This is a genomic window from Streptomyces sp. NPDC005151, from assembly GCF_053599875.1.
This window is the reverse complement of sequence record NZ_JBSFYR010000097.1, coordinates 1-21568: the sequence shown is the minus strand read 5'-3', so window position 1 is coordinate 21568 and position 21568 is coordinate 1. Positions and strand designations below refer to the sequence as shown.

General features: G+C 70.5%; 16 protein-coding genes. 12 read left to right on the top strand and 4 right to left on the bottom strand.

Annotated elements, in window-relative coordinates; translation table 11 throughout:
- Positions 1 to 3 precede the first annotated feature (3 nt).
- Complete coding sequence (locus tag ACWD6R_RS33595) at positions 4 to 318, bottom strand: transposase (RefSeq protein ID WP_451822174.1); 315 nt, start codon at positions 316 to 318, stop codon at positions 4 to 6.
- A gap of 207 nt (positions 319 to 525) precedes the next feature.
- On the opposite strand from ACWD6R_RS33595, the gene ACWD6R_RS33590 reads away from it, so the two are divergent.
- The 3 genes from ACWD6R_RS33590 (at position 526) to ACWD6R_RS33580 (ending at position 5153) form a co-directional block, all read left to right on the top strand.
- A complete protein-coding gene (locus tag ACWD6R_RS33590; protein ID WP_451822173.1) occupies positions 526 to 2229 on the top strand; it encodes an ABC transporter transmembrane domain-containing protein in 1704 nt (567 codons plus the stop codon).
- A complete protein-coding gene (locus ACWD6R_RS33585; RefSeq protein WP_451822172.1) occupies positions 2226 to 3998 on the top strand; it encodes an ABC transporter ATP-binding protein in 1773 nt (590 codons plus the stop codon). The genes ACWD6R_RS33590 and ACWD6R_RS33585 overlap by 4 nt, the downstream gene beginning before the upstream one ends.
- Before the next feature lie 123 nt (positions 3999 to 4121).
- Positions 4122 to 5153 carry an alcohol dehydrogenase gene (locus ACWD6R_RS33580; protein WP_451822171.1) on the top strand — a complete coding sequence of 344 codons (1032 nt, stop codon included), beginning with the start codon at positions 4122 to 4124 and terminating at the stop codon, positions 5151 to 5153.
- A gap of 172 nt (positions 5154 to 5325) precedes the next feature.
- Here the strand turns inward: ACWD6R_RS33580 and ACWD6R_RS33575 are convergent, their stop codons facing one another.
- Together ACWD6R_RS33575 and ACWD6R_RS33570 are read right to left on the bottom strand one after the other, a co-directional pair.
- The gene (locus tag ACWD6R_RS33575; protein ID WP_451822170.1) at positions 5326 to 7329 is read right to left on the bottom strand and encodes an ABC transporter ATP-binding protein; all 2004 of its coding nucleotides are present in this window, start codon (positions 7327 to 7329) and stop codon (positions 5326 to 5328) included.
- Positions 7326 to 9170: an ABC transporter ATP-binding protein gene (locus ACWD6R_RS33570; protein ID WP_451822169.1), complete on the bottom strand. Its 1845-nt coding sequence runs from the start codon at positions 9168 to 9170 to the stop codon at positions 7326 to 7328. Before ACWD6R_RS33570 ends, ACWD6R_RS33575 begins: the two co-directional genes overlap by 4 nt.
- A gap of 181 nt (positions 9171 to 9351) precedes the next feature.
- Here ACWD6R_RS33570 and ACWD6R_RS33565 point away from each other — a divergent pair, with 181 nt between their 5' ends.
- The 4 genes from ACWD6R_RS33565 to ACWD6R_RS33550 all read left to right on the top strand — a co-directional run bounded on the left by ACWD6R_RS33565 (position 9352) and on the right by ACWD6R_RS33550 (position 13304).
- A complete protein-coding gene (locus tag ACWD6R_RS33565; protein WP_451822168.1) occupies positions 9352 to 10332 on the top strand; it encodes an ABC transporter ATP-binding protein in 981 nt (326 codons plus the stop codon).
- Between the two features lies 1 nt (position 10333).
- Positions 10334 to 11122: an ABC transporter permease gene (locus ACWD6R_RS33560; protein WP_451822167.1), complete on the top strand. Its 789-nt coding sequence runs from the start codon at positions 10334 to 10336 to the stop codon at positions 11120 to 11122.
- Between the two features lie 193 nt (positions 11123 to 11315).
- Positions 11316 to 12599, top strand: a complete 1284-nt coding sequence (locus tag ACWD6R_RS33555) for a histidine kinase (protein ID WP_451822166.1) — start codon at positions 11316 to 11318, stop codon at positions 12597 to 12599.
- A gap of 54 nt (positions 12600 to 12653) precedes the next feature.
- Positions 12654 to 13304, top strand: coding sequence for a response regulator (locus tag ACWD6R_RS33550; RefSeq protein ID WP_451822165.1), 651 nt, complete (start codon positions 12654 to 12656; stop codon positions 13302 to 13304).
- A gap of 25 nt (positions 13305 to 13329) precedes the next feature.
- Here ACWD6R_RS33550 and glgX read toward each other — a convergent pair whose 3' ends face one another.
- Positions 13330 to 15615 carry a glycogen debranching protein GlgX gene (glgX, locus tag ACWD6R_RS33545; RefSeq protein WP_451822164.1) on the bottom strand — a complete coding sequence of 762 codons (2286 nt, stop codon included), beginning with the start codon at positions 15613 to 15615 and terminating at the stop codon, positions 13330 to 13332.
- Between the two features lie 372 nt (positions 15616 to 15987).
- On the opposite strand from glgX, the gene ACWD6R_RS33540 reads away from it, so the two are divergent.
- The 5 genes from ACWD6R_RS33540 to ACWD6R_RS33520 all read left to right on the top strand — a co-directional run bounded on the left by ACWD6R_RS33540 (position 15988) and on the right by ACWD6R_RS33520 (position 21448).
- Positions 15988 to 17241, top strand: a complete 1254-nt coding sequence (locus ACWD6R_RS33540) for a L,D-transpeptidase (RefSeq protein ID WP_451822163.1) — start codon at positions 15988 to 15990, stop codon at positions 17239 to 17241.
- An 87-nt stretch (positions 17242 to 17328) separates the two neighbouring features.
- On the top strand, positions 17329 to 18096 hold the full coding sequence (locus tag ACWD6R_RS33535) for an enoyl-CoA hydratase/isomerase family protein (protein ID WP_366133366.1): 768 nt from the start codon (positions 17329 to 17331) through the stop codon (positions 18094 to 18096).
- Positions 18097 to 18497: 401 nt separating this feature from the next.
- Positions 18498 to 19013, top strand: coding sequence for an ATP-binding protein (locus ACWD6R_RS33530; RefSeq protein WP_451822162.1), 516 nt, complete (start codon positions 18498 to 18500; stop codon positions 19011 to 19013).
- Positions 19014 to 19439: 426 nt separating this feature from the next.
- On the top strand, positions 19440 to 20252 hold the full coding sequence (locus ACWD6R_RS33525) for a polysaccharide deacetylase family protein (RefSeq protein ID WP_451822161.1): 813 nt from the start codon (positions 19440 to 19442) through the stop codon (positions 20250 to 20252).
- Positions 20252 to 21448, top strand: a complete 1197-nt coding sequence (locus tag ACWD6R_RS33520) for a YVTN family beta-propeller repeat protein (RefSeq protein WP_451822160.1) — start codon at positions 20252 to 20254, stop codon at positions 21446 to 21448. The genes ACWD6R_RS33525 and ACWD6R_RS33520 overlap by 1 nt, the downstream gene beginning before the upstream one ends.
- Positions 21449 to 21568: the final 120 nt, after the last annotated feature.

Genomic DNA, 21568 nt, shown 5'->3' with positions numbered 1-21568 from the left:
GGGTTACCTCGCGACGCGCGTCGGCTCCGCCACTCGGGTCGCGGCCGGCGCATGCGTATCGCCCACGTCCGCGACACCGCCCGCGGCTTCCGTGAGCGTCTGGAAGACCCCGGTGGACGCCCACATAAGGAACCGGTCGTAGATCGTCGACCAGGAGCCGTAGTTCTCCGGCACGTCCCGCCAGGGGCTGCCGGTACGGAACCTCCACATCACCGCGTTGAAGTAGCTGCGCAGGTCGGGGATCGGCCAGGACACCCCCAGCGGAAGGTGCGGCTCGATCAACTCCCATTCACCATCGGTCAGATCACCACGCGTCATACAGCCGAAGCACCCGGCCGAAGGGCGAACGCTCTGATTGTGATCCGGACTCAGAACAGGCCCTAGCGTCCCCGACACGGACTGCACGTACACGCTGTCCGTACGATCCGTGGGGCAGGCACCTGCGACCACCCACCACCCCGCGGAGGGATCCAGATCAAGAATCACTCACTGCACCCGGTACGGCCCCCGGACCACCGCAGCGCCATGCGGTACCTGTGGTGGCTGATCGTCTGTCAGCGCCGGCGGATCGCCGCAGGTTCGCTGCTCGGCAGCGCCTGGATGGTCTGCCTGACACTGCCTCCGTACCTGCTGTCCCGCGCCATCGACGACGGGCTTCAACCGGGGCGGTGGCCCGCGCTGGCCGGCTGGGTCGCGGCCCTGCTGGGCGTGGGAGTGCTGAACGCCTGGCTGGCCATCATGCGGCACCGCACGATGACCAGGGTGCGGCTGGACGCCGCGTTCCGTTCCGTGCGGGCCATGGTCACGCAGGCGACCCGGCTGGGCGGGGCGCTGCCGCGCCGGGTCACGGCCGGTGAAGTCGTCACGATCGGGTTCGGCGACGTCGCCGTGATCGCCAACACGCTGACCATCACCGGCCCCGGTGTCGGCGCGGTCCTCGCCTTCCTCGTCGTGGCCGCGCTGCTGCTGGCCGTGTCACCGCTGCTCGCCGCGGTGGTGCTGCTCGGGGTGCCGCTGCTCGCGGTGCTGGTCGGCCCGCTGCTGGGGCGGTTGCAGGGCGTCGAGGCGACGTACCGGGAGCGGCAGGGCGGGCTCGCCGGCCGTTTCGAGGACATGGTCGGGGGCCTGCGCGTCCTCAACGGCATCGGCGGCAAGGAGGTGTACGCCGAGCGCTACCGGCGCGGCTCGCAGGAGTTGCGGGCGGAGGGGTACCGCGTCGGCGCGGTGACCAGCTGGATCCAGGCCCTCGGCGTCGGCCTGCCCACCCTGTTCCTCGGGGCCGTGACCTGGCTGGCGGCCCGGATGGCCGCTCAGGGAACCATCAGCGTCGGCGAGTTGGTCGCGGTCTACGGGTATGCCGCGGTGCTCGTGGTGCCGGTCTCGTTCTTCATCGAGGGCGGCTACGACCTCAGCCGCGGACTGGTCGCCGCCCGCCGGGTCATACGTTTCCTGGCCCTGGAGCCCGATTCCGCGGGCGGCGAGGCGGCAGCGGACGGGCCGCGTTCGCCGTCCACACTCCGTGATCCGGCGTCCGGCGTGGAGGTGGCGCCCGGGAGGCTGACCGCGCTGGCCGGCGCCCGGCCGTCGGAGTCCGCGGCGGTGGTCGAGCGGCTCGGCCGGTTCGTCGGGTCGGCCGCGACCTGGGGCGCGATACGCCTCGACGAGATCGATCTGACGCAGGTGCGCCGGCGGATCCTGGTCGCGGACAACGAGGCCGATCTGTTCGCCGGTCCGCTGCGCGAGGTGATCGGCGGCGCCCGGGACCGGGACGAGGAGTCCATCGGCCACGCCCTGTACGCGGCAGTGGCGCAGGACATCGTCCGCGGTCTGCCGGACGGACTCGACTCGCCCGTCGACGCGCAGGGCCACAACCTCTCCGGAGGCCAGCGCCAGCGCGTCCGGCTGGTCCGGGCCCTGCTGGCCGATCCCGAGGTGCTTTTGGCGGTGGAGCCCGCCTCGGCGGTCGACGCGCACACCGAGGCGGCCATGGCGACCCGGCTGCGCGCCGCACGCTCCGGCCGCACCACGGTCGTCACCAGCACCTCACCGCTCCTGCTGGACCGGGCGGACACCGTGTACTACCTGGTCGACGGCCGCGTCGCGGCCGTCGGCAGCCACCGTGAACTCCTGGACCGGGAGCCCGGCTACCGCCTCCTGGTGTCCCGCGGCGCGGACGACGACCCCGCCGACGAAGGAACCGTCCCGCCGTCCAGGGAGGCCGTGCGATGACCGCCGGATCCGAACCGATGTCCCAGGCACTGCCCATCGCCAAACCGTCCCGGATACGCCGGGCGGCGCTGCGGCTGATCCGGCTGGACGGTCGCGTCTTCGCCGCCGTGATCGGCCTCAACGCGCTGGCCGCCGGTGCCGGACTCGTCGGCCCGTGGCTGCTCGGCCGCATCGTCGACGAGGTCGGGGCCGGCGCCGGGGTGGCCGCGGTGGACCGCCTGGCGCTCATCATCCTCGTCTTCGCCGTGGCGCAGCTCCTCCTGGTCCGCTGCGCCGGTTACGTCGGACACCGCTTCGGCGAGCGGACCCTGGCGCGCATCCGCGAGGAGTTCGCCGACCGGGCGCTCGCGCTGCCCGCCCGGGTGGTCGAGCGGGCCGGCACGGGCGACCTGATGACCCGCGGCACCACTGATGTCGCCGCGGTCGGCGCCACCCTCCGGGACGCCGGGCCCGAGGTTCTCATCGCCGCGGTCCAGGCGCTGTTCATCCTCGGCGCGGTCTTCGTGCTCGACCCGCTGCTCGGCGTGTGCGGGGTGCTGGGCCTGCTCGGGATCTGGTTCGCCGCGCGCTGGTATCTGCGCCGGGCGCTCACCGCGTACCTGGCCGAGGGACGCGCCAACTCGGCTCTCGCGGAGCAGCTCGCGACCACCGCCGCCGGGGCCCGCACCGTCGAGGCCCTCGGGCTTCAGCAGCGCCGTATCACAGCCTGCCAGGATGCCATCGAGGAGTGCTGGAGCACCCGGACGCGGACGCTGTTCCTGCGCAGTGTGCTCTTCCCGGCCGTGGACGTCTCGTACGTCATTCCGGTGGCCGGTGTCCTGCTGATCGGCGGCGTACTGCACGGCCACGGCACAGTGAGCCTCGGCGCGGTGGTCGCCTCGGCCCTGTATCTGCGGCAGCTCTCCCAGCCCCTGGACACCATCCTCCAGCGGCTGGAACAGCTCCAGAGCAGCAGCGCCTCCTTCGCCAGGGTCGAGGGCCTGGCCCTGGCGGCGCACGTACCACCGGCCGCCTCCCCCGCACCGGCCGACGACCGGATCGAGGTGACGGATGTGCGCTACGCCTACGACGGCGGGGGCGACGTCCTGCACGGTGTCGACCTGACGGTCCGTCCCGGCGAGCGGCTCGCGATCGTCGGCCCCTCCGGTGCGGGCAAGACCACCCTGGGCAGGCTGCTGGCGGGCATGGACGCACCGCGCACAGGCTCGGTGACGGTCGGGCGGGTCCCGGTCGCCGGACTGGACCCCGAGCGGCTGCGGCGGCACGTCGTCCTGGTCACCCAGGAGCACCACGTCTTCCTCGGCACGGTCCGGGACAACCTGAGGATCGCCTCGGCCGACGCCACCGACGCCGAACTGCGCGCGGCACTCGCCGCCGTCGGCGCCGACTGGGCCGACGAGCTGCCGGACGGCCTGGACACCGATCTGGGCCACGGGGCGCATCGGCCGGACGGCGCCCGTGCACAGCAGCTCGCCCTGGCGCGCGTGGTGCTGGCCGACCCGCACACGCTGATACTCGACGAGGCCACCGCGCTCCTGGACCCGAGGACGGCCCGTCACACGGAGCGGGCGCTGGCCGCCGTGCTCGAAGGCCGGACCGTGGTCGCCGTCGCACACCGCCTGCAGACGGCTCACGACGCCGACCGGGTGGCCGTGATGGAGGACGGCCGGATCACCGAACTGGGCACCCACGACGAGCTCGTGGCGGCCGACGGCGCCTACGCCGCGCTCTGGCGCTCCTGGCACGGCGAACGGCCGCCTTCCTCCTGAGCCGGCGGGACGCGGTCGCGGCGGGGCCCGCCCCCCGTCCGCGCCGCCCGGCGCGCGTGAACGGGCCGGAGCTGGTCTGCTGACTCCGGGGGGCCGTCCACCCGTACCCGCGGAGAGATCCAGATGAGCGTCCCCAGCGTCTACCGAGCCGCGCAGGCCACCGCCGCCGGCGGCCCTTTCGAGATCGTCGAGCGCGCGGTGCCGCAGCCGGGCTCGGGGCATGTCCGGGTGGCCGTGGACGCCTGCGGGGTCTGCCACAGCGACGCCCTCTTCGTAAATGCCGCGCTGCCGGGCGTACGGTTCCCGGTGGTCCCCGGGCACGAGATCGCGGGCCGGATCGCGGAGCTCGGCGACGGCACGCAGAGCGCCTGGCAGGTGGGTGACCGGGTGGCGGTGGGCTGGTTCGGTGGCAGCTGCGGCCACTGCACGCCCTGTCGGCAGGGCGACTTCATCGTGTGCCGGTACCTGAAGGTGCCCGGGTGGGCGTACGACGGGGGCTATGCCGAGACGGTGATCGCGCCGGTGGACGCCCTGGCCCGGATCCCCGACGCGCTGGCGTCGGCCGATGCGGCGCCCATGGGCTGCGCGGGGGTGACCACGTACAACGGGCTGCGGCGCAGCTCGGCCCGACCGGGTGACCTGGTCGCCGTGCTCGGCATCGGCGGCCTCGGCCATCTGGGGGTGCAGTACGCAGCCGCGATGGGCTTCGAGACCGTGGCCATCGCCCGCGGAGCCGCCAAGGCCGACTTCGCCCGGGAACTCGGCGCGCACCACTACGTCGACAGCACGGCGGACACGTCCGTCGCGGACGCGCTGCAGGCACTCGGCGGCGCCAAGGTCGTCCTGGCCACCGCGGCCAACTCCGAGGCGATCTCGGTGACCGTGGAGGGGCTCTCCCCGCGTGGGGAGCTGGTGGTCATCGGCGTCGACCCCGAACCGCTGGGTATCAGCCCGGCCCAGCTGATCACGAGCGGAAAGGTCGTCCGGGGCCACCCGTCGGGCACCGCGCAGGACGTGCAGGACACCATGGCGTTCAGCGCCCTGCACGGGATCCGCCCGATGACCGAGACCGTGCCGCTGGACGCGGTCGACGAGGCGTACGGGAAGATGATGTCCGGCGCCGCCCGCTTCCGGATGGTGCTGACCACGCGCTGACGCACTGCGCCCCGAACAGGGGCGGCGGCGCTTCACCGCCGTAGGTGCTTCTCCTCGGCAGGCGCGCCGCCGCCTCCGTCACCGGCCGGTGCGGACCCCGTACCCCGGAGCAGGGCGATGGAGAGAACGGCGGCACCGGCCGCGAAACTGCGGAACCTACACGGGCAGCGGGTCAGGCCAGGCTTTCCCGCCAGGCGCGGTGGAGCCCGGCGAACCGGCCGGTACCGCCGATGAGTTCGGACGGGGAGCCGTCCTCCACGATCCGGCCGTGCTCCATGACCAGTACCCGGTCCGCGATCTCCACGGTCGACAGCCGGTGGGCGATCACGACCGCGGTGCGGCCGTGCAACACCGTGTCCATGGCCCGTTGCACGGCGCGTTCGCCGGGGATGTCGAGGGAGCTCGTCGCTTCGTCGAGGATCAGGACCGCTGGGTCCGCGAGCAGGGCGCGGGCGAAGGCGACCAGTTGGCGCTGGCCCGCCGAGATCCGCCCGCCCCTCTTGCGTACATCCGTGTCGTACCCGTCGGGCAGTCCGCTGATGAAGTCGTGCGCGCCGATCGCCTTCGCGGCCCGCTCGATCTCCTCGCGAGGGGCCTCCGGGCGGCCGATGGCAATGTTCTCGGCGACCGTCCCCGAGAAGAGAAACGCCTCCTGGGTCACCATCACGACACCGCGCCGCAGTTCGGGCGTGGCCAGATCGCGCAGATCGGTCCCGTCCAGCAGCACCCGGCCGTCGGTCGGGTCATAGAACCGGGCCAGCAGTTTGGCGAGCGTCGACTTCCCGGCACCCGTCGAGCCGACCACGGCCACGGTCTGCCCGGCCGGGATCGTCAGATCGAAGCGGGGCAGCACTTCGCCGCCCGTGCGGTAGGCGAATCTCACCGAGTCGAAGGCGACGTCCCGCCCTGGGTGCTCACCCGCGCGGGCAGGCAGCTCCCGCGGGTTCGTCGCCTCGGGGACGGTGGGGGTCTGGGCCAGCAGTCCCGCGATCTTCTCCAGCGAGGCCGCAGCCGACTGATAGGAGTTGAGGAACATGCCGAGCCGGTCAATCGGGTCGTACAGCCGTCGCAGGTAGAGCACGGCCGCGGCCAGCACGCCGAGCGCGAGCGTCCCGGAAGCGACTCGGTACGCACCCCACAGCACGATGCCGGCGACCGCCGTGTTGGCGACCAGCCGGGAGCCGACCACGTAGCGCGCCATCTCCAGCAGCGCGTCGCCGTTCGTCCGGCAGTGCTGCTGGTTGAGCCGCTCGAATTTTGTGTCGTTGATGCGCTCGCGACGGAACGCCTGGACGGGACGGATCCCGTTGATCGTCTCCGCGAACTTCACGATGACCGATGCAATTGCTGTCGACCGGGCGGCGTAGATCACCCCGGCGCGCCGTTGGTAGAGCCGCACCAGCAGATACAGCGGCACGAACGAGAGGACGGCGACCGCTCCGAGACCGACGTCCAGCCACAGCAGCATCAACGAGATGGAGATGAAGGAGAGCACGACGCCGATCAGTTCCTGCAGCCCCTCGCTGAGCAGCTCCCGCAGCGACTCCACATCCGTGGTGGAGCGGGAGATCAGCCGACCCGAGGTGTAGCGCTCGTGGAAGTCCACGCTCAGCGCCTGCGCATGACGGAAGATCCGCCCCCGGAGATCGAGCAGCACGTCCTGGTTGATCCGGGCGGAGGCCTGGATGAACGCGTACTGCATGCTCCCCGCGCCGGCCGAACACAGCGCGTACCCGATGGCCACGGCGATCAGTGGTCCGTAGTCCTTGTCGCGGAACGCGGGTACGCCGCTGTCGATGGCGTACGCGACGAGCAGCGGGCCCGCCTGGACCGCGACCTGCTGGATCAGCAGGAACAGCGCGGCCACCACCACCCTGCCCCTGTGCGGGCCGAGCAGGGACAGCAGCAGGGCGCGGGTCGCGCCGCGCGGAGTGGGCAGGTCGTCCTGGTCGAAGGGGTCCTGGGCGCCGGAGGCGGAGCCGGGTTCGGGAGCGGCCCCGGGCGTCTTCCGTGTGGTGTCGTCCGGTCTTGTTGCCGGCCGGTCACGGGTCAGGGTGTCCGTACCCGTACCCCTGGCCGCGTCCGCGGTGCCGGTGGTTGTGTCGGTGCCACTCAGGGGCTCGTTCTCGTCGCTGCCGTCCGCTCCCGTGGGGCGTCCGGTCGTTGCATTGGTCATCGGGTGCTGTCCTTCTCGGCAGGGACGTCCATGGCAGGCATGCCGTCGGTGGACAGGAATTCGGGCGCGTCCCCGGCGCCGGACATCAGCCAGGCGTACTCGGCGTTGCTGCGCAGCAGTTCCTGGTGGGTGCCGACGGCGCTGATCCGGCCCTCGGACAGCAGCGCCACCCGGTCCGCGAGCATTACGGTGGACGGCCGGTGGGCGACCACGATGGCCGTGGTCGACTCGAGCACGCGCCGCAGGGCGGCCTCCACCAGCGTCTCTGTATGTACGTCCAGGGCGGAGAGCGGGTCGTCGAGCACCAGGAAGCGCGGCTGCCCGACGACGGCGCGGGCCAGTGCGAGGCGCTGCCGCTGGCCGCCGGAGAGACTGAGCCCCTGCTCGCCGACCTGGGTGTGGATGCCTTCCGGCAGGTCGTACACGAAGTCGGCCTGGGCGATCGAGAGCGCCCGCCGCAGCTCGTCCTCGCCGGCGCTGTCGGCGCCCATGAGGACGTTCTCCCCGACGCTCGCCGAGAAGAGCGTCGGCTCCTCGAACGCCACGGACACCAGCTCACGCAGCTGTTCGCGCCGCATGGTGGTGATGTCGGTGCCGTCCAGCGTGATCCGCCCGGCGGTGGCGTCGTGCAGCCTCGGTACGAGGGCGGTGAGCGTCGTCTTCCCCGATCCCGTGGCCCCGACCAGGGCCATCGTCTCGCCGGGGCGGATCCGCAGATCGATCCGGGTCAGTACGGGTACGGAGTCCGACTCCGCGTCGGGGTAGCGGAACTCGACGCCTTCGAAGACCATTCCGCCGTCCGCGTGCTGCTGCGAGGGCGCCGGGGAAGACTCCGCCGCGGTCTCGCGCTCCTCCTCCACATCCATCACCTCGAAGAACCGCTCGGTCGCCGTCGCCGACTCCTGGCTCATCGCCAGAAGGAAACCGATCGACTCGACCGGCCACCGCAGCGCGAGAGCGGTCGACAGGAACGCCACCAGTGTGCCCGCCGAGAGATCTCCGTCGGCGACCTGGATCGTGCCGAGAACCAGCGCCGCGCCGATCGCCAGCTCCGGGATCGTGGTGATGAAGGCCCAGATGCCGGCCAGCAGCCGCGCCTTGTCGAGTTCGGTGCCGCGCAGTCGCTGCGAGAGACCGCGGAAGGCCAGGGCCTGGCTTCGGTGCCTCCCGAAGCCCTTGATGATCCGGATGCCGAGGACGCTCTCCTCGACGACCGTCGTCAGATCGCCGACCTGGTCCTGGGCCTTGCGTGCCACCACCGCGAACTTCGTCTCGAAGGCGGAGCAGAGAATCACCAGCGGCACGACCGGTACGAGCAGCACCAGGCCCAGCGTCCACTGCTGCACCAGCAAAATGATGAAACCGACCAGGATGGTGGTGGCGTTGACCAGGAGAAACGTCAGCGGGAATGCCAGGAACATGCGCAGCAGCATCAGGTCCGTGGTTCCGCGCGACAGCAGCTGCCCGGACGGCCAGCGGTCGTGGAAGGCCACCGGCAGCCGCTGCAGATGCCGGTACAGGTCGGCCCGCATCGATGCCTCGACGCCCGCCAGCGGCCGCGCCACCAGCCACCGCCGCAGTCCGAAGAGCAGTGCCTCGGCGATGCCCAGCAACAACAGGTACAGCGCACCGAGCCAGACTCCGCCCGGATCACGGTGCGCGACCGGGCCGTCCACGATCCACTTCAGTACGAGGGGTATCACCAGGCCGAGGCAGGAGGCGACGATCGCCACGGCTGCCGCCGCGGACAGGCGGATACGTACAGGCTTCACGTAAGGCCACAGCCGCAGCAGGGAGCGCGCGGCGGACCGGTCCTTGGGCTCTACATGTGTTTCGGGCATCAGGGGCGAGCCTACGGTTCACCACTGACATCGCTCATCTGTTTTTCGTCGCTCTGTCGACATCCCGCCCCCAATGGCCCGAGACCGCCCGGTCGTACCCCGGAGTCAACCGATCGGCTGATGCCGTTTCGAGCGTGATGGCCGATGCCGCGCGGGGCCGCCCGACGGGACCCTCGTACCCATGGCAATCATCGAAGTGAACGCGGTGCACAAGGCCTACGCCGGGCGCACCGCGGTGGACGGAGTGACTTTCGCCGTCGACGAGGGGGAGATCTTCGGGATTCTCGGCCCCAACGGCGCGGGCAAGACCACGACCGTCGAATGCGTCGAGGGCCTGCGGATCCCCGACGCAGGTACGGTCCGGGTCGCCGGACTCGACCCCGTCGCCGACCACGGACGAGTGACGCAACTGCTGGGCGCCCAGCTCCAGGAGAGCGAGCTGCAGGCGAAGCTCACGGTCCGCGAGGCGCTGGTGCTGTACAGCGCCTTCCATCCGAACCCCGCCGACTGGCGGACCCTGGCCGAACGGCTCGGTCTGCATACCAAGCTCACCACGCAGTTCGCCAAGCTGTCGGGCGGTCAGAAGCAGCGGCTCTCCATCGCCCTCGCCCTGGTCGGCAACCCACGGATCGTGGTGCTCGACGAGCTGACCACCGGACTTGATCCGCGGGCCCGCCGTGACACCTGGCAGCTGATCGAAGAGGTACGGGACAGTGGCGTGACCGTCCTTCTCGTCACCCATTTCATGGAGGAGGCCCAGCAGCTCTGCGACCGAATCGCCGTGATCGACAAGGGGAAGGTCGTCGCCCTCGACACCCCGTCCGGCCTGATCAGCAGAGCCGGCAGCTCCACCGTCATTTCCTTCACACCCTCGCACCCCCTCGCCACCGGCGATCTGGCGGAGCTCCCCGGAGCGGCGTCGGCCGAGCAGAAGGGAGGCCGGATCGTCATCAACGGGACCGACGAGACCGTCAACGCGGTGATCTCGCTGCTGGCCCGGCACCGCATCACCGCACACCAACTGCGTGTCACCGAAGCGACTCTGGACGATGCCTTCCTCAACCTCACCGAGGCTGAGCCTGAAGCAGCACCAAGAGCAGAAGCAGGCGTAAGCGCAGAAACAGTGACAGAAGCCGAAGCAGACACGGAAACGGCGGCCTGAGATGCCTACCACCTCACTCGCATCAACCTCTCCGGCCCCAACGGCCCCCACCAGCCCCTCGCTCGCCGTCCTCACGTGCGAGACCCGGCTCTTCCTCCGCGAGCCCGGCAGTCTCTTCTGGATCCTCGTCTTTCCCACCGTCCTGATGACGATCCTCGGGCTGGTCCCGTCCTTCAGGCATCCCGAGGACACCCTCGGCGGCCGCCGCGTCATCGACCTGTATGTGCCGGTCGCCGTACTGCTCGCCATGATCATGGCCGGGCTGCAGGCCATGCCGCCCGTCCTCACCGGCTATCGCGAACGCGGCATCCTGCGCCGTATGTCGACCACACCGGTGCGTCCGTCCGCCCTGCTCACCGCGCAGATCGCCCTCCACGGCGCCGCCGCCCTGGGCTCGGCCGTGCTGGTCATGGCCGTCGGCCGCATCGCCTTCGACGTGCGGCTGCCCGGTCAGTCCGTCGGCTATCTGCTGGCCCTGCTCCTGGCGACCGCGAGCGTCCTCGCCCTCGGGGCCATGGTCAGCGCGCTCTCCGGGACCACCAAGGTCTCCGCCGCCGTCGGCTCGGTCGTCTACCTCGCGATGATGTTCACGGCCGGGGTCTGGGTACCGGTCCAGGCGATGCCCGGCACCCTCCGCCGGATCGTCCAGTGCACCCCCTTCGGCGCGGCCTCCCAGGCACTGGACAGGGCAGCCTCCGGCGGCTGGCCGAGCTGGGCGCACCTGGGGGTGATGGTCCTGTGGACCGCCCTGTTGGCTGCCGCGGCGACCCGTTGGTTCCGGTGGGAGTAAGCCCGACCGGCAATGGGGGGGCGGCGTCACGGGGCTGGGGCACGCACCTCGCGGCGTTGTCGTCCATCACCATGGCTTCGCCATGGCTCAGTCCTCCGCCTTGCGAGGCACGCACCCCAGCCCCGCTCCTTCACCCACCCCCCCATTGCCGGTCGGTCTAACGCGGCAGGCCGGCCCGGGGCAGACTGACCCCATGGGGACGAGGCGTACCGGTGGTGTCACCGCAGCCGGCAGGACGGCCGAGCAGGGGTGGGAACAGTTCTTCCGGTACGGGCCGTACGGTCTGCTCGGGCTGGCCACCGTCGTCTCGGCCATGTCCGCCGACCTCATCATGAGCCGTACCGGAATGTACGTGGCCGGGGTTCTGGTCCCGGTGGCGCTGGCGCTCCAGCTCTGGTGGAGCTGGAGCCGGCACCGGCCGGCCGGGCAGCCGCGGGCCGCGCAGGTCTACTTCGCCGTACGCACGGTCCTCGCCTTCGTGCTGGCCTGGTGCAACCCGTTCTTCTCCATGTTCGCGCTCCTCGGCTACTTCGACGCGGCGCGCCTCCTCCCCAGGCGGGCCGCACGCGTCGGCATGCTGGCCACCGCCGTCACCATGGCGGGCTCCCAGTGCGGCAGCGGTTTCCCGCCGGACACGCTGACGAACTGGACGGCCTTCGGCATCCTGCTCGCCCTGCACAGCACCCTCGTCCTCGTCTTCGCGCAGATCGACACCCGGCAGGCCGAGCACGCCCGCACCCAGATCGACACCATCGCCGAACTGGAGTCCGCCAACGCCCGTCTCGAGCAGGCCCTGGCGGAGAACGCCGGCCTGCATGCCCAACTCCTCGTCCAGGCCCGCGAGGCGGGGGTCGCCGACGAGCGGAGCCGGCTTGCCGCGGAGATCCACGACACGATCGCCCAGGGGCTGACCGGCATCATCGCCCAGCTCCAGGTGGTCTCCTCCACCGCCGAGTCCGATCCTGCGCTGGCCCGCGTCCACCTCGACCGCGCCGCCGCGCTCGCCCGCCACAGCCTCGGCGAGGCGCGCCGGTCGGTGCGCAATCTGGTCCCCGCCGCACTGGCCCACGACGACCTCCCCGAGGCGCTCGGGAAGACCGTCGCGGGCTGGGCGGAACGGGCCGGTGTACGCGCCGAGTTCACGGTCACCGGTACTGCCGAGCCCCTGCACGACGAGGTCGCTGCCACCATGCTCAGGATCGCGGAGGAAGCCCTCGCCAACGCCGGCCGTCACTCCGGGGCGTCCCGGGTCGGCGTCACGCTCTCCTTCATGGGCGACGAAGTATCCCTGGACGTACGGGACGACGGCTGCGGCTTCGACCCGGTCGCCCTGCCGCCGTACCGCGGCACCGACGGATTCGGTCTCGGCGGCATGCGGGCGCGCGCCGAACGCCTCGCGGGCACGGTGGTGGTGGAGTCGGAACCGGGCGGCGGAGCAGCGGTCTCGGCCCGCGTCCCCCTGGTCCCGCACGGCTGACGCCCACGTCCCGCACGCCTGCCGGACCCGGACACCGCGTACCGTGGTCCCGCCATGGCTGAAGAATCCGCACGCACCATCACCCTCATCGTCGTCGACGACCATCCCGTCGTACGGGACGGCCTGCGCGGTATGTTCGAGTCGGCGCCGGGCTTCGAGGTGCTCGGTGAGGCCGCGAACGGGGTCGAGGGCATCGAACTCGCCGCCGAACTCGACCCCGATGTCGTTCTGATGGACCTGCGGATGCCGGGCGGCGGGGGTGTCGCCGCGATCGCCGAACTCACCCGGCGCGGCGCCCGTTCCAAGGTGCTCGTCCTCACCACGTACGACACCGACTCCGACACGCTGCCCGCGATCGAGGCGGGCGCGACCGGCTATCTGCTCAAGGACGCACCCCGCGAAGAGCTGTTCACCGCCGTGCGCGCCGCCGCCGACGGACGTACCGTGCTGTCGCCCGCGGTCGCCTCCCGGCTCGTCTCGCGGGTACGTACGCCCGGCGCCGCGGGCCATGAGGCGCTGTCCGCTCGCGAGCGCGAGGTGCTCGAACTGGTCGCCAAGGGCACCTCGAACCGGGAGATCGCCGCCGAACTGTTCATCAGCGAGGCAACGGTGAAGACCCATCTCACGCACATCTTCGCGAAACTGGGCGCCAAGGACCGCGCCGCGGCCGTCGCGAACGCCTACGAGCGCGGCATCCTCGGCTGACCCCGGCCGTCCGCCCTGTTCCGCATCACTCCCTGACGCGCAGCAGCACCACCGCCCTCGCCGGCACCGTCAGCATCTCGGAGCCGCGGTGCACGGTTCCCGGAGCGGTGGACTGGTCCTCCCGCGAGGTGTCCAGCACCAGTTCGTACGCCTGCGCCCACGGCGGACCGGGAAGCCGGAAGCTGCTTGGACGGTCGGCGGCGTGCAGGACAGCCAGGAAACTGTCGTCCGTGACCTGTTCGCCGCGCGCGTCCCGGCCCGGGATGTCACGCCCGGAGAGATAGAGCCCGACGGTCGCGGCCGGTGCGTACCAGTCCTCCTCCGTCATCTCCGTCCCCTGCCGGGTGAACCACGCGAGGTCCCGCAGCCCGTCCGCGGCCTGCGGCCGGCCGGAGAAGAAGGCGCGGCGGCGCAGCACCGGATGGGTGTGGCGCAGCGCGAGCAACCGCGCCGTCAGCTCGGTCAGTTCCCGCCACTGCGGCTGGTCGAGCAGCGACCAGTCCAGCCAGCCGATCTCGTTGTCCTGGCAGTACGCGTTGTTGTTGCCGCCCTGAGTCCGGCCCATCTCGTCGCCCGCGACCAGCATCGGCACCCCGGTCGACAGCAGCAGGGTGGTGAGCAGATTGCGCAGCTGGCGGCGGCGCAGCGCGTTGATCCCGGGGTCGTCGGTCTCGCCCTCGGTGCCGCAGTTCCAGGCCCGGTTGTCCGACGTGCCGTCCCGGTTGCCCTCGTCGTTGGCCTCGTTGTGCTTCTGCTCGTAACTGACCAGATCGCGCAGCGTGAAGCCGTCGTGCGCGGTGATGAAGTTGACCGATGCGTACGGGCGGCGGCCGCCCCACGCGTACAGATCGCTGGATCCGGTCAGCCGGTAGCCGAGATCCCGTACGTCGGGCAGGGCGCCGCGCCAGAAGTCCCGTACGGCATCGCGGTAGCGGTCGTTCCACTCCGTCCACAGCGGGGGGAAGGCGCCGACCTGGTAGCCGCCGTTGCCGACGTCCCATGGCTCCGCGATGAGCTTCACCCGGCGCAGCACCGGGTCCTGGGCGATCACCGCGAGGAACGGGGACAGCATGTCGACGTCGTGCATCGAGCGGGCCAGCGCCGCCGCCAGATCGAAGCGGAAGCCGTCGACGCCCATCTCGGTGACCCAGTACCGCAGCGAGTCCGTGATCAGCCGCAGCACATGCGGCTGCACCACATGCAGGGTGTTTCCGCAGCCGGTGTAGTCGGTGTATCTCCGGGCGTCGGACTGGAGCCGGTAGTAGCCGCGGTTGTCGATGCCGCGCAGTGACAGCATCGGACCCAGCTCACTTGCCTCCGCCGTGTGGTTGTAGACCACGTCGAGGATGACCTCGATCCCGGCGTCGTGCAGCGCCCGCACCATCCGCTTGAACTCGCCGACCTGCTGGCCGCCCGTACCGCTCGCCGAGTAGTCCGCGTGCGGGGCGAAGTACCCGATGGAGTTGTATCCCCAGTAGTTGTGCAGTCCGCGCCGCAGCAGGTGGTCCTCGTGGGCGAACTGATGCACCGGCAGCAGCTCCACCGCCGTCACGCCGAGCCGGGTCAGATGGCCGACGGCCGCCGGATGGGCGAGTCCGGCGTACGTGCCCCGGAGCTCCTCCGGGATCTCCGGGTGCTGCTTGGTGAAGCCACGCACATGCAGTTCGTAGATGACGGAGTCGGCCCACGGGGTCTTGGGGCGCCGGTCCTCCACCCAGTCGTCGTCATCGTGGACGACGACACCCTTCGGTACGTACGGAGCGGAGTCCCGTTCGTCCCGGACGGTGTCGGCGACCTGTTGCTGCGGCCAGTCCCTCACATGGCCGTAGACCTCGGCCGGCAGGGTGAACGAGCCGTCCACCGCACGTGCGTACGGATCCAGCAGCAGTTTCGCCGGGTTCCAGCGGGCACCCGTCCACGGGTCCCAGCGGCCGTGCACCCGGTAGCCGTACCGCTGACCCGGCCGTACGCCCGGCACGAAACCGTGCCAGATCTCATGGGTCAGCTCGGTCAGCGGGAGGCGTGTCTCGTCCCCCACCTCGTCGAAGAGACAGAGCTCGACCGCCTCGGCCCCGCCTGCCCAGAGCGCGAAGTTGGTGCCCGCCACCCCGTCCGGGCCCACCCGGAAACGGGCTCCGAGCGGCATCGGCGCACCGGGCCACACGGCCGGCGGCCGCTGCCCGCCGTCGGGCACCCGCTTTTCCACCGGGCCGGTCCCCGCCTCCGCCTCGGCCCCTGCCTCCTTCGACGTCCGGTCCAGAACCTTCCCGGCCGACTCCCGCACTGCCTCCTGCTCGGCTGCGCTCGACACCTTTCAGCCTCCCGCGGCTCATCGGACCCGGCGCCGAAGAGGAGCGCACGGCGTCCCGGCCGCGGCTCCCCGAATGTGGTCCTCCCCTCTGTTCTGCCCACGGCGGGGCCCGCACTCACGTTTCCCCCGGGCTGCGCGATGTGCAGGGCGGCAGCGGGGACACGCCGGCCGGGCACCCTCGCGCCCTTACCAGGCGTCACCTGGTGAAGTCCTGGGACAACTTGGGACTGAACGGTGACATCCATGGGGGGATCTCTCAAGGGTCCGTGTGATTGTCTTTCGCTAGCGCGCATGTGCAGCGCGCGGGGGTATGGAGCCTGCGGGCTCCCAGGGCCATGGCGGGGCCAGGCCGTGTGAGGGGAGACGACCACATTGAACGGGCAGCCGATATCGGGGACATCGGTCGGGGCGGACAACGGACGGCGTGGTCGGGGGGCCACCGGACTGCTGGCTCTGGTACTGGGTGCGCTGCTGTTGCTGGTGACGGCGTGCGGCGGGGGAGACACCGACGCCGGTGACAAGGGCGGGAACAGCGGCGGGGGCAGGAGCGCGGACACGACCGCCTCGCAGGCCGTGGTGACCGTCGCGCCCAAGGACGGTGCCGACTCGGTCGCCACCAGCGGGGCGCTGAAGATCTCCGCCGAGCAGGGCAAGCTGACCACGGTCAAGGTCGCGGACCCCAAGGGCGTCGAGGTCGAGGGCAAGACCGCGGCGGACGGCGCGAGCTGGGAGCCCGAGCAGCACCTGGCCGCGGCGACGAAGTACACGGTCCACGCGATCGCCAAGGACGCCAAGGGCCGCGAGTCGGCCAAGGACACCACGTTCACCACGCTGGTCCCGAAGAACACCTTCATCGGGCAGTACACGCCGGAGGACGGTTCCACGGTCGGCGTCGGCATGCCGGTCTCGATCCACTTCACCCGCGGTATCACCGACCCCGAAGCGGTCGAGAGGGCCATCAAGGTGACGGCGGAGCCGGCGGTACAGGTCGAGGGCCACTGGTTCGGCAACGACCGCCTGGACATCCGTCCGGAGAAGTACTGGCCCGCGGGCACCAAGGTGACCGTGAAGCTCAACCTCGACGGCGTCGAGGGACGCCCGGGGGTCTACGGCAAGCAGGTCAAGACGGTCTCGTTCACCATCGGCCGCAGCCAGGTCAGCCATGTCGACGCGAGCACGCACCGGATGAAGGTCGTCCGTGACGGCAAGCAGATCAAGAACATCCCGATCTCCGCGGGCGCTCCTGCGACCACCACGTACAACGGTCAGATGGTCATCAGCGAGAAGCTCAAGGTGACCCGGATGAACGGCGACACCGTCGGCTTCGGCGGCGAGTACGACATCAAGGACGTGCCGCACGCGATGCGTCTGTCCACGTCGGGCACCTTCATCCACGGCAACTACTGGGGCGCGCCCTATGTCTTCGGTTCGACCAACACCAGCCACGGCTGCGTCGGTCTGCAGGACGTGCGCGGCGCCTGGAGCAAGAAGACCCCGGCTGCCTGGTTCTTCGACAACTCGCTCATCGGCGACGTCGTGATCGTGAAGAACTCCCGCGACAGGACCATCCAGCCGGACAACGGCCTCAACGGCTGGAACATGACCTGGGCGGAGTGGACCAAGTAGTTCGCGAAGCACGACATGACGGCGGGCCCGGTGCTGTGACCAACAGCACCGGGCCCGCCGTCGTTAGCGACGGTTAACCTGCCTCTCATGACCGTAACCCTCGAAGCAAGCGACGGCGTCGGCACGATCCGGCTGGACCGTCCGCCCATGAACGCCCTGGACGTCGCCACCCAGGACCGGCTGCGTGAACTCGCCGAGGAGGCGACCCGGCGCGACGATGTGCGCGCCGTCGTCCTCTACGGCGGTGAGAAGGTGTTCGCGGCGGGCGCGGACATCAAGGAGATGCAGGCGATGGACCACACGGCGATGGTCGTACGGTCCAAGGCGTTGCAGGACTCCTTCACCGCGGTGGCCCGCATCCCCAAGCCTGTCGTCGCGGCCGTCACCGGTTATGCGCTCGGTGGCGGCTGCGAGCTGGCGCTCTGCGCCGACTTCCGGATCGCCGCCGACAACGCCAAGCTGGGCCAGCCCGAGATCCTGCTCGGCCTGATTCCCGGCGCGGGCGGCACCCAGCGGCTGGCCCGGCTGGTCGGCCCGTCCAAGGCCAAGGACCTGATCTTCACCGGCCGTCACGTGAAGGCCGAGGAGGCGCTGGCGATCGGCCTGGTGGACCGTGTGGTGCCCGCGGCCGAGGTGTACGAGCAGGCATACGCCTGGGCGGCCCGGCTGGCCAAGGGGCCGGCTCTCGCGCTGCGCGCGGCGAAGGAGTCGGTCGACGCCGGGCTGGAGACGGACATCGACACCGGTCTCACGATCGAGCGGAATTGGTTCGCCGGCCTGTTCGCCACCGAGGACCGTGAGCGCGGTATGCGCAGCTTTGTCGAAGAGGGGCCGGGGAAGGCCAAGTTCCTCTGACCGAACGCCAGTTGGGCACAGACTGCCGCGGGTTCATCCATGCGAGCGGATTAGCTGAGCCTTAGACCGACCGGCAATTGGGGGGTGGGGGAAGGAGCGGGGCTGGGGTGCGTGCATCGCAAGGCGGAGGATTGAGCCATGGTGATTGACGACAACGCCGCGAGGTGCGTGCCCCAGCCCCGTGACGCCGCCCCCCAATTACCGGTCGGTCTTAAGAGAACCTTAAGGCTCAGCGCTCCAGTGACCGGGGCGACCCCGCTCGGACGGGGCATACGCGCAGGTCGGCGGCAGTATCGAGTACCGCATTCTGCCGCTGGCATATGCCTACCGACCACTACGGAATGCTTTATTCCGGGGTAGGGATTCCCTCGGAACGGCCCCGGAACGCCCGCCGTGCGGCCATGATGGTGGGCATGGCGGGCCTGGAGGGTGTGGAACAGCCGCGGCAACGCAGCGGCGCGACTGCGGCACGCTGGATGCCGACTGTCGAGGACGAACAGGCGTTCAAGACGCTGGAGTTGTTCGGAGATCCGGCGGAGGACGAAGTCCGGCTGCCCTCCCGGCCGGAGTCCGCTGCCACCGCCCGGCGGCTCACCTCCTGCGTGGTGCTGCGCCAGTGGGCGCTTTCCCCGCAGACTGCCGAGCATGCCGTTCTGCTCGTCTCGGAACTCGTCGGCAATGCGGTACGGCACACAGGCGCGCGCATTTTCGGGCTGCGGATGCTGCGCCGTCGCGGCTGGATCCGGATCGAGGTGCGCGACCCCTCGCGCGGGCTGCCGTGCCTCATGCCGGTCCAGGAGATGGACATCAGCGGCCGCGGGCTCTTTCTCGTCGACAAGCTCTCCGACCGCTGGGGGGTGGATCTGCTGCCGCGCGGCAAGACCACTTGGTTCGAGATGCGGATCTCCGACCGCTGAGCCGATCCGGCCCCCGCCCCTGCGCCCTCTGTGGCGACACCCGGCACGACGCACAGAAGCCCCCGGTCGGCCGTGGTGCGGCGCTGCGGGGGCTTCTGTGTGGGGGCCGTGAACTGGGGGGGTGTGTTCACGGCCGCTATGGACGACCTGGCCCGGGTCAATGGGGGTCGTGGAACCGACTATGGCAGATGGGCGACCCGGGGTCCAAAGGGGCTAATCGGATAAATCTGGTCACATCATGATTCTTCTCCGGTGAATCGTAGGTGTGATGGGTCACTGGCCTGGTAATGCGTGAATGATTATGCGATTTGGCGGGTGAATCATCGATTGATCGAGCCATTGGCGGCACCTCCTTCGCGACCCGGGAAGGGGTGTGAATGTGAGCGATTGGTACGTTCCTGACATTTCACACCTACTGTTCTGCCCATGAAGGCCTCCGAGACGCCGGTGCACCGCCGCAGCACTCTGCGCGCGGGCGCAGGAGCAGCCCTGGCCGGCGTCCTTGCGGCGGGATGTACGGACGAACGCGGCGCCGTCAACACCTCGGCGAAGACCCCGGCCGCCACCCCCGCGACGACCCCCGGGGGTGCGAAGCCCCCTGCCCCGCGCCCCGCACCCGCCCCGCACCGCTTCCCCGGGCAGCCGGTCCAGATCGACCACGGTCCTCGTCACCGCGCCCGCGTCGCCCTCACCTTCCACGGCCAGGGCGACCCAGCCATCGCCCGGACCGTGCTCGCCGAGGCGGAACGGGCCCGCGCGCGGATCACCGTCCTCGCCGTCGGGAGCTGGCTCGACGAGCACCCCGACATGGCCCGCCGGATCCTCGACGGCGGCCATGACCTCGGCAACCACACCCAGCACCATGCCGACATCTCGGCGATGGGCGAGGCCGAGGCGTACGCGGAGATCACCGGCTGCGCCCAACGGCTGCGCCGGCTCACCGGCTCCATCGGCACCTGGTTCCGGCCCTCGCGCACCCAGTACGCCACCCCGCTCGTCCAGCGCCTCGCCCACCGGGCGGGCTACCCGCACGTCCTCTCGTACGACGTGGACTCCCTCGACTTCACCTCTCCCGGCGCCGCGGCCGTCACCCGCAAGGTCGCCGGGGAGATCCGCAACGGATCGGTGGTGAGCCTGCATTTCGGCTACGCGGACACGGTTGCCGCACTGCCGGTCCTCCTCACCGAAATCGACCGCCGCGGACTGCGCGCGGTGACGACCACGGAGCTGCTGACCTGATGCTCACCACCACGCGCACCGCATCCCTGCTCGGCGGCATCCTCATCGCAGTCCTCACGGGCTGTGGCACCCCGGCCGAGAAAGGGCCGGCCGAGGCCGCCACACCCCGGCCGGCCCAGGGGAACGCCACCCCGGAGCAAGCCGCCCCCGGACGCGCCACGTCGCCCGGACTCGCCGGGATGCCGCCTGTGCTCGATCCCAAGGACGTGTACGCGGCCGACCGGCCAGGAAAGATGTCGCCGGTCGTCAAGGACTTCCCGGCACGGATCTACGTACCCAACACCAACTCCAACACGGTGTCGGTGATCGACCCGAAGACGTACAAGGTCATCAAGACCATCCCGGTCGGACACCAGCCGCAGCACGTCGTCCCGTCCTGGGACCTGAAGACGCTCTGGGTCAACAACGACCTCGGCGACAGTCTCACGCCCATCGACCCGGCCACCGGGAAGCCCGGAAAGACGGTCCCCGTCTCCGACCCGTACAACCTGTACTTCACACCGGACGGCAAGTACGCCGTCGTGATGGCCTCGATGGACCGTGAGCTGGTCTTCCGCGATGCCCACACCATGAAGACGGCCAAGACCGTTCCGGTCGACTGCGCAGGCGTCAATCACGCCGACTTCTCCATGGACGGCCGGTACTTCATCGTCTCCTGCGAGTTCTCCGGCGAACTCCTCAAGGTCGACACGGCGAAGATGAAGATCATCGGCAAGCAGAAGCTGCCGTTCAAGGGCGCCATGCCACAGGACGTGAAGCTGTCGCCGGACGGCAGTACGTTCTACATCGCCGACATGATCGCGAACGGCATGTGGGTGCTGGACGGGAAGAAGTTCACCACCCCGAAGCTGCTGTCCACCGGCAAGGGGGCCCACGGGCTGTACGTAAGCCGGGACTCCAAAGTGATGTACATCTCCAACCGCGGCGAAGGAACCATCTCCATCTTCGACTTCGCACGGAACAAGCTGACGAAGAAGTGGCACCTGCCGAACGGCGGCAGCCCGGACATGGGCGGTGTCTCGCCGGACGGCAAGGTCCTCTGGCTGTCGGGGCGTTACAACGCCGAGGTGTACGCGATCGACACGTCCACCGGAAAGCAGCTGGCCCGGATCCCGGTGGGCAGCGGACCGCACGGACTCGCCGTCTATCCGCAGCCGGGCCGCTACTCGCTCGGCCACACCGGCGTCTTCCGCTGACCCGCCGCACAGTCCGTGACTCAGCCCGACCGGTAATTGGGGGGCGGCGTCACGGGGCTGGGGCACGCACCTCGCGGCGTTGTCGTCCATCACCATGGCTCCGCCATGGCTCAATCCTCC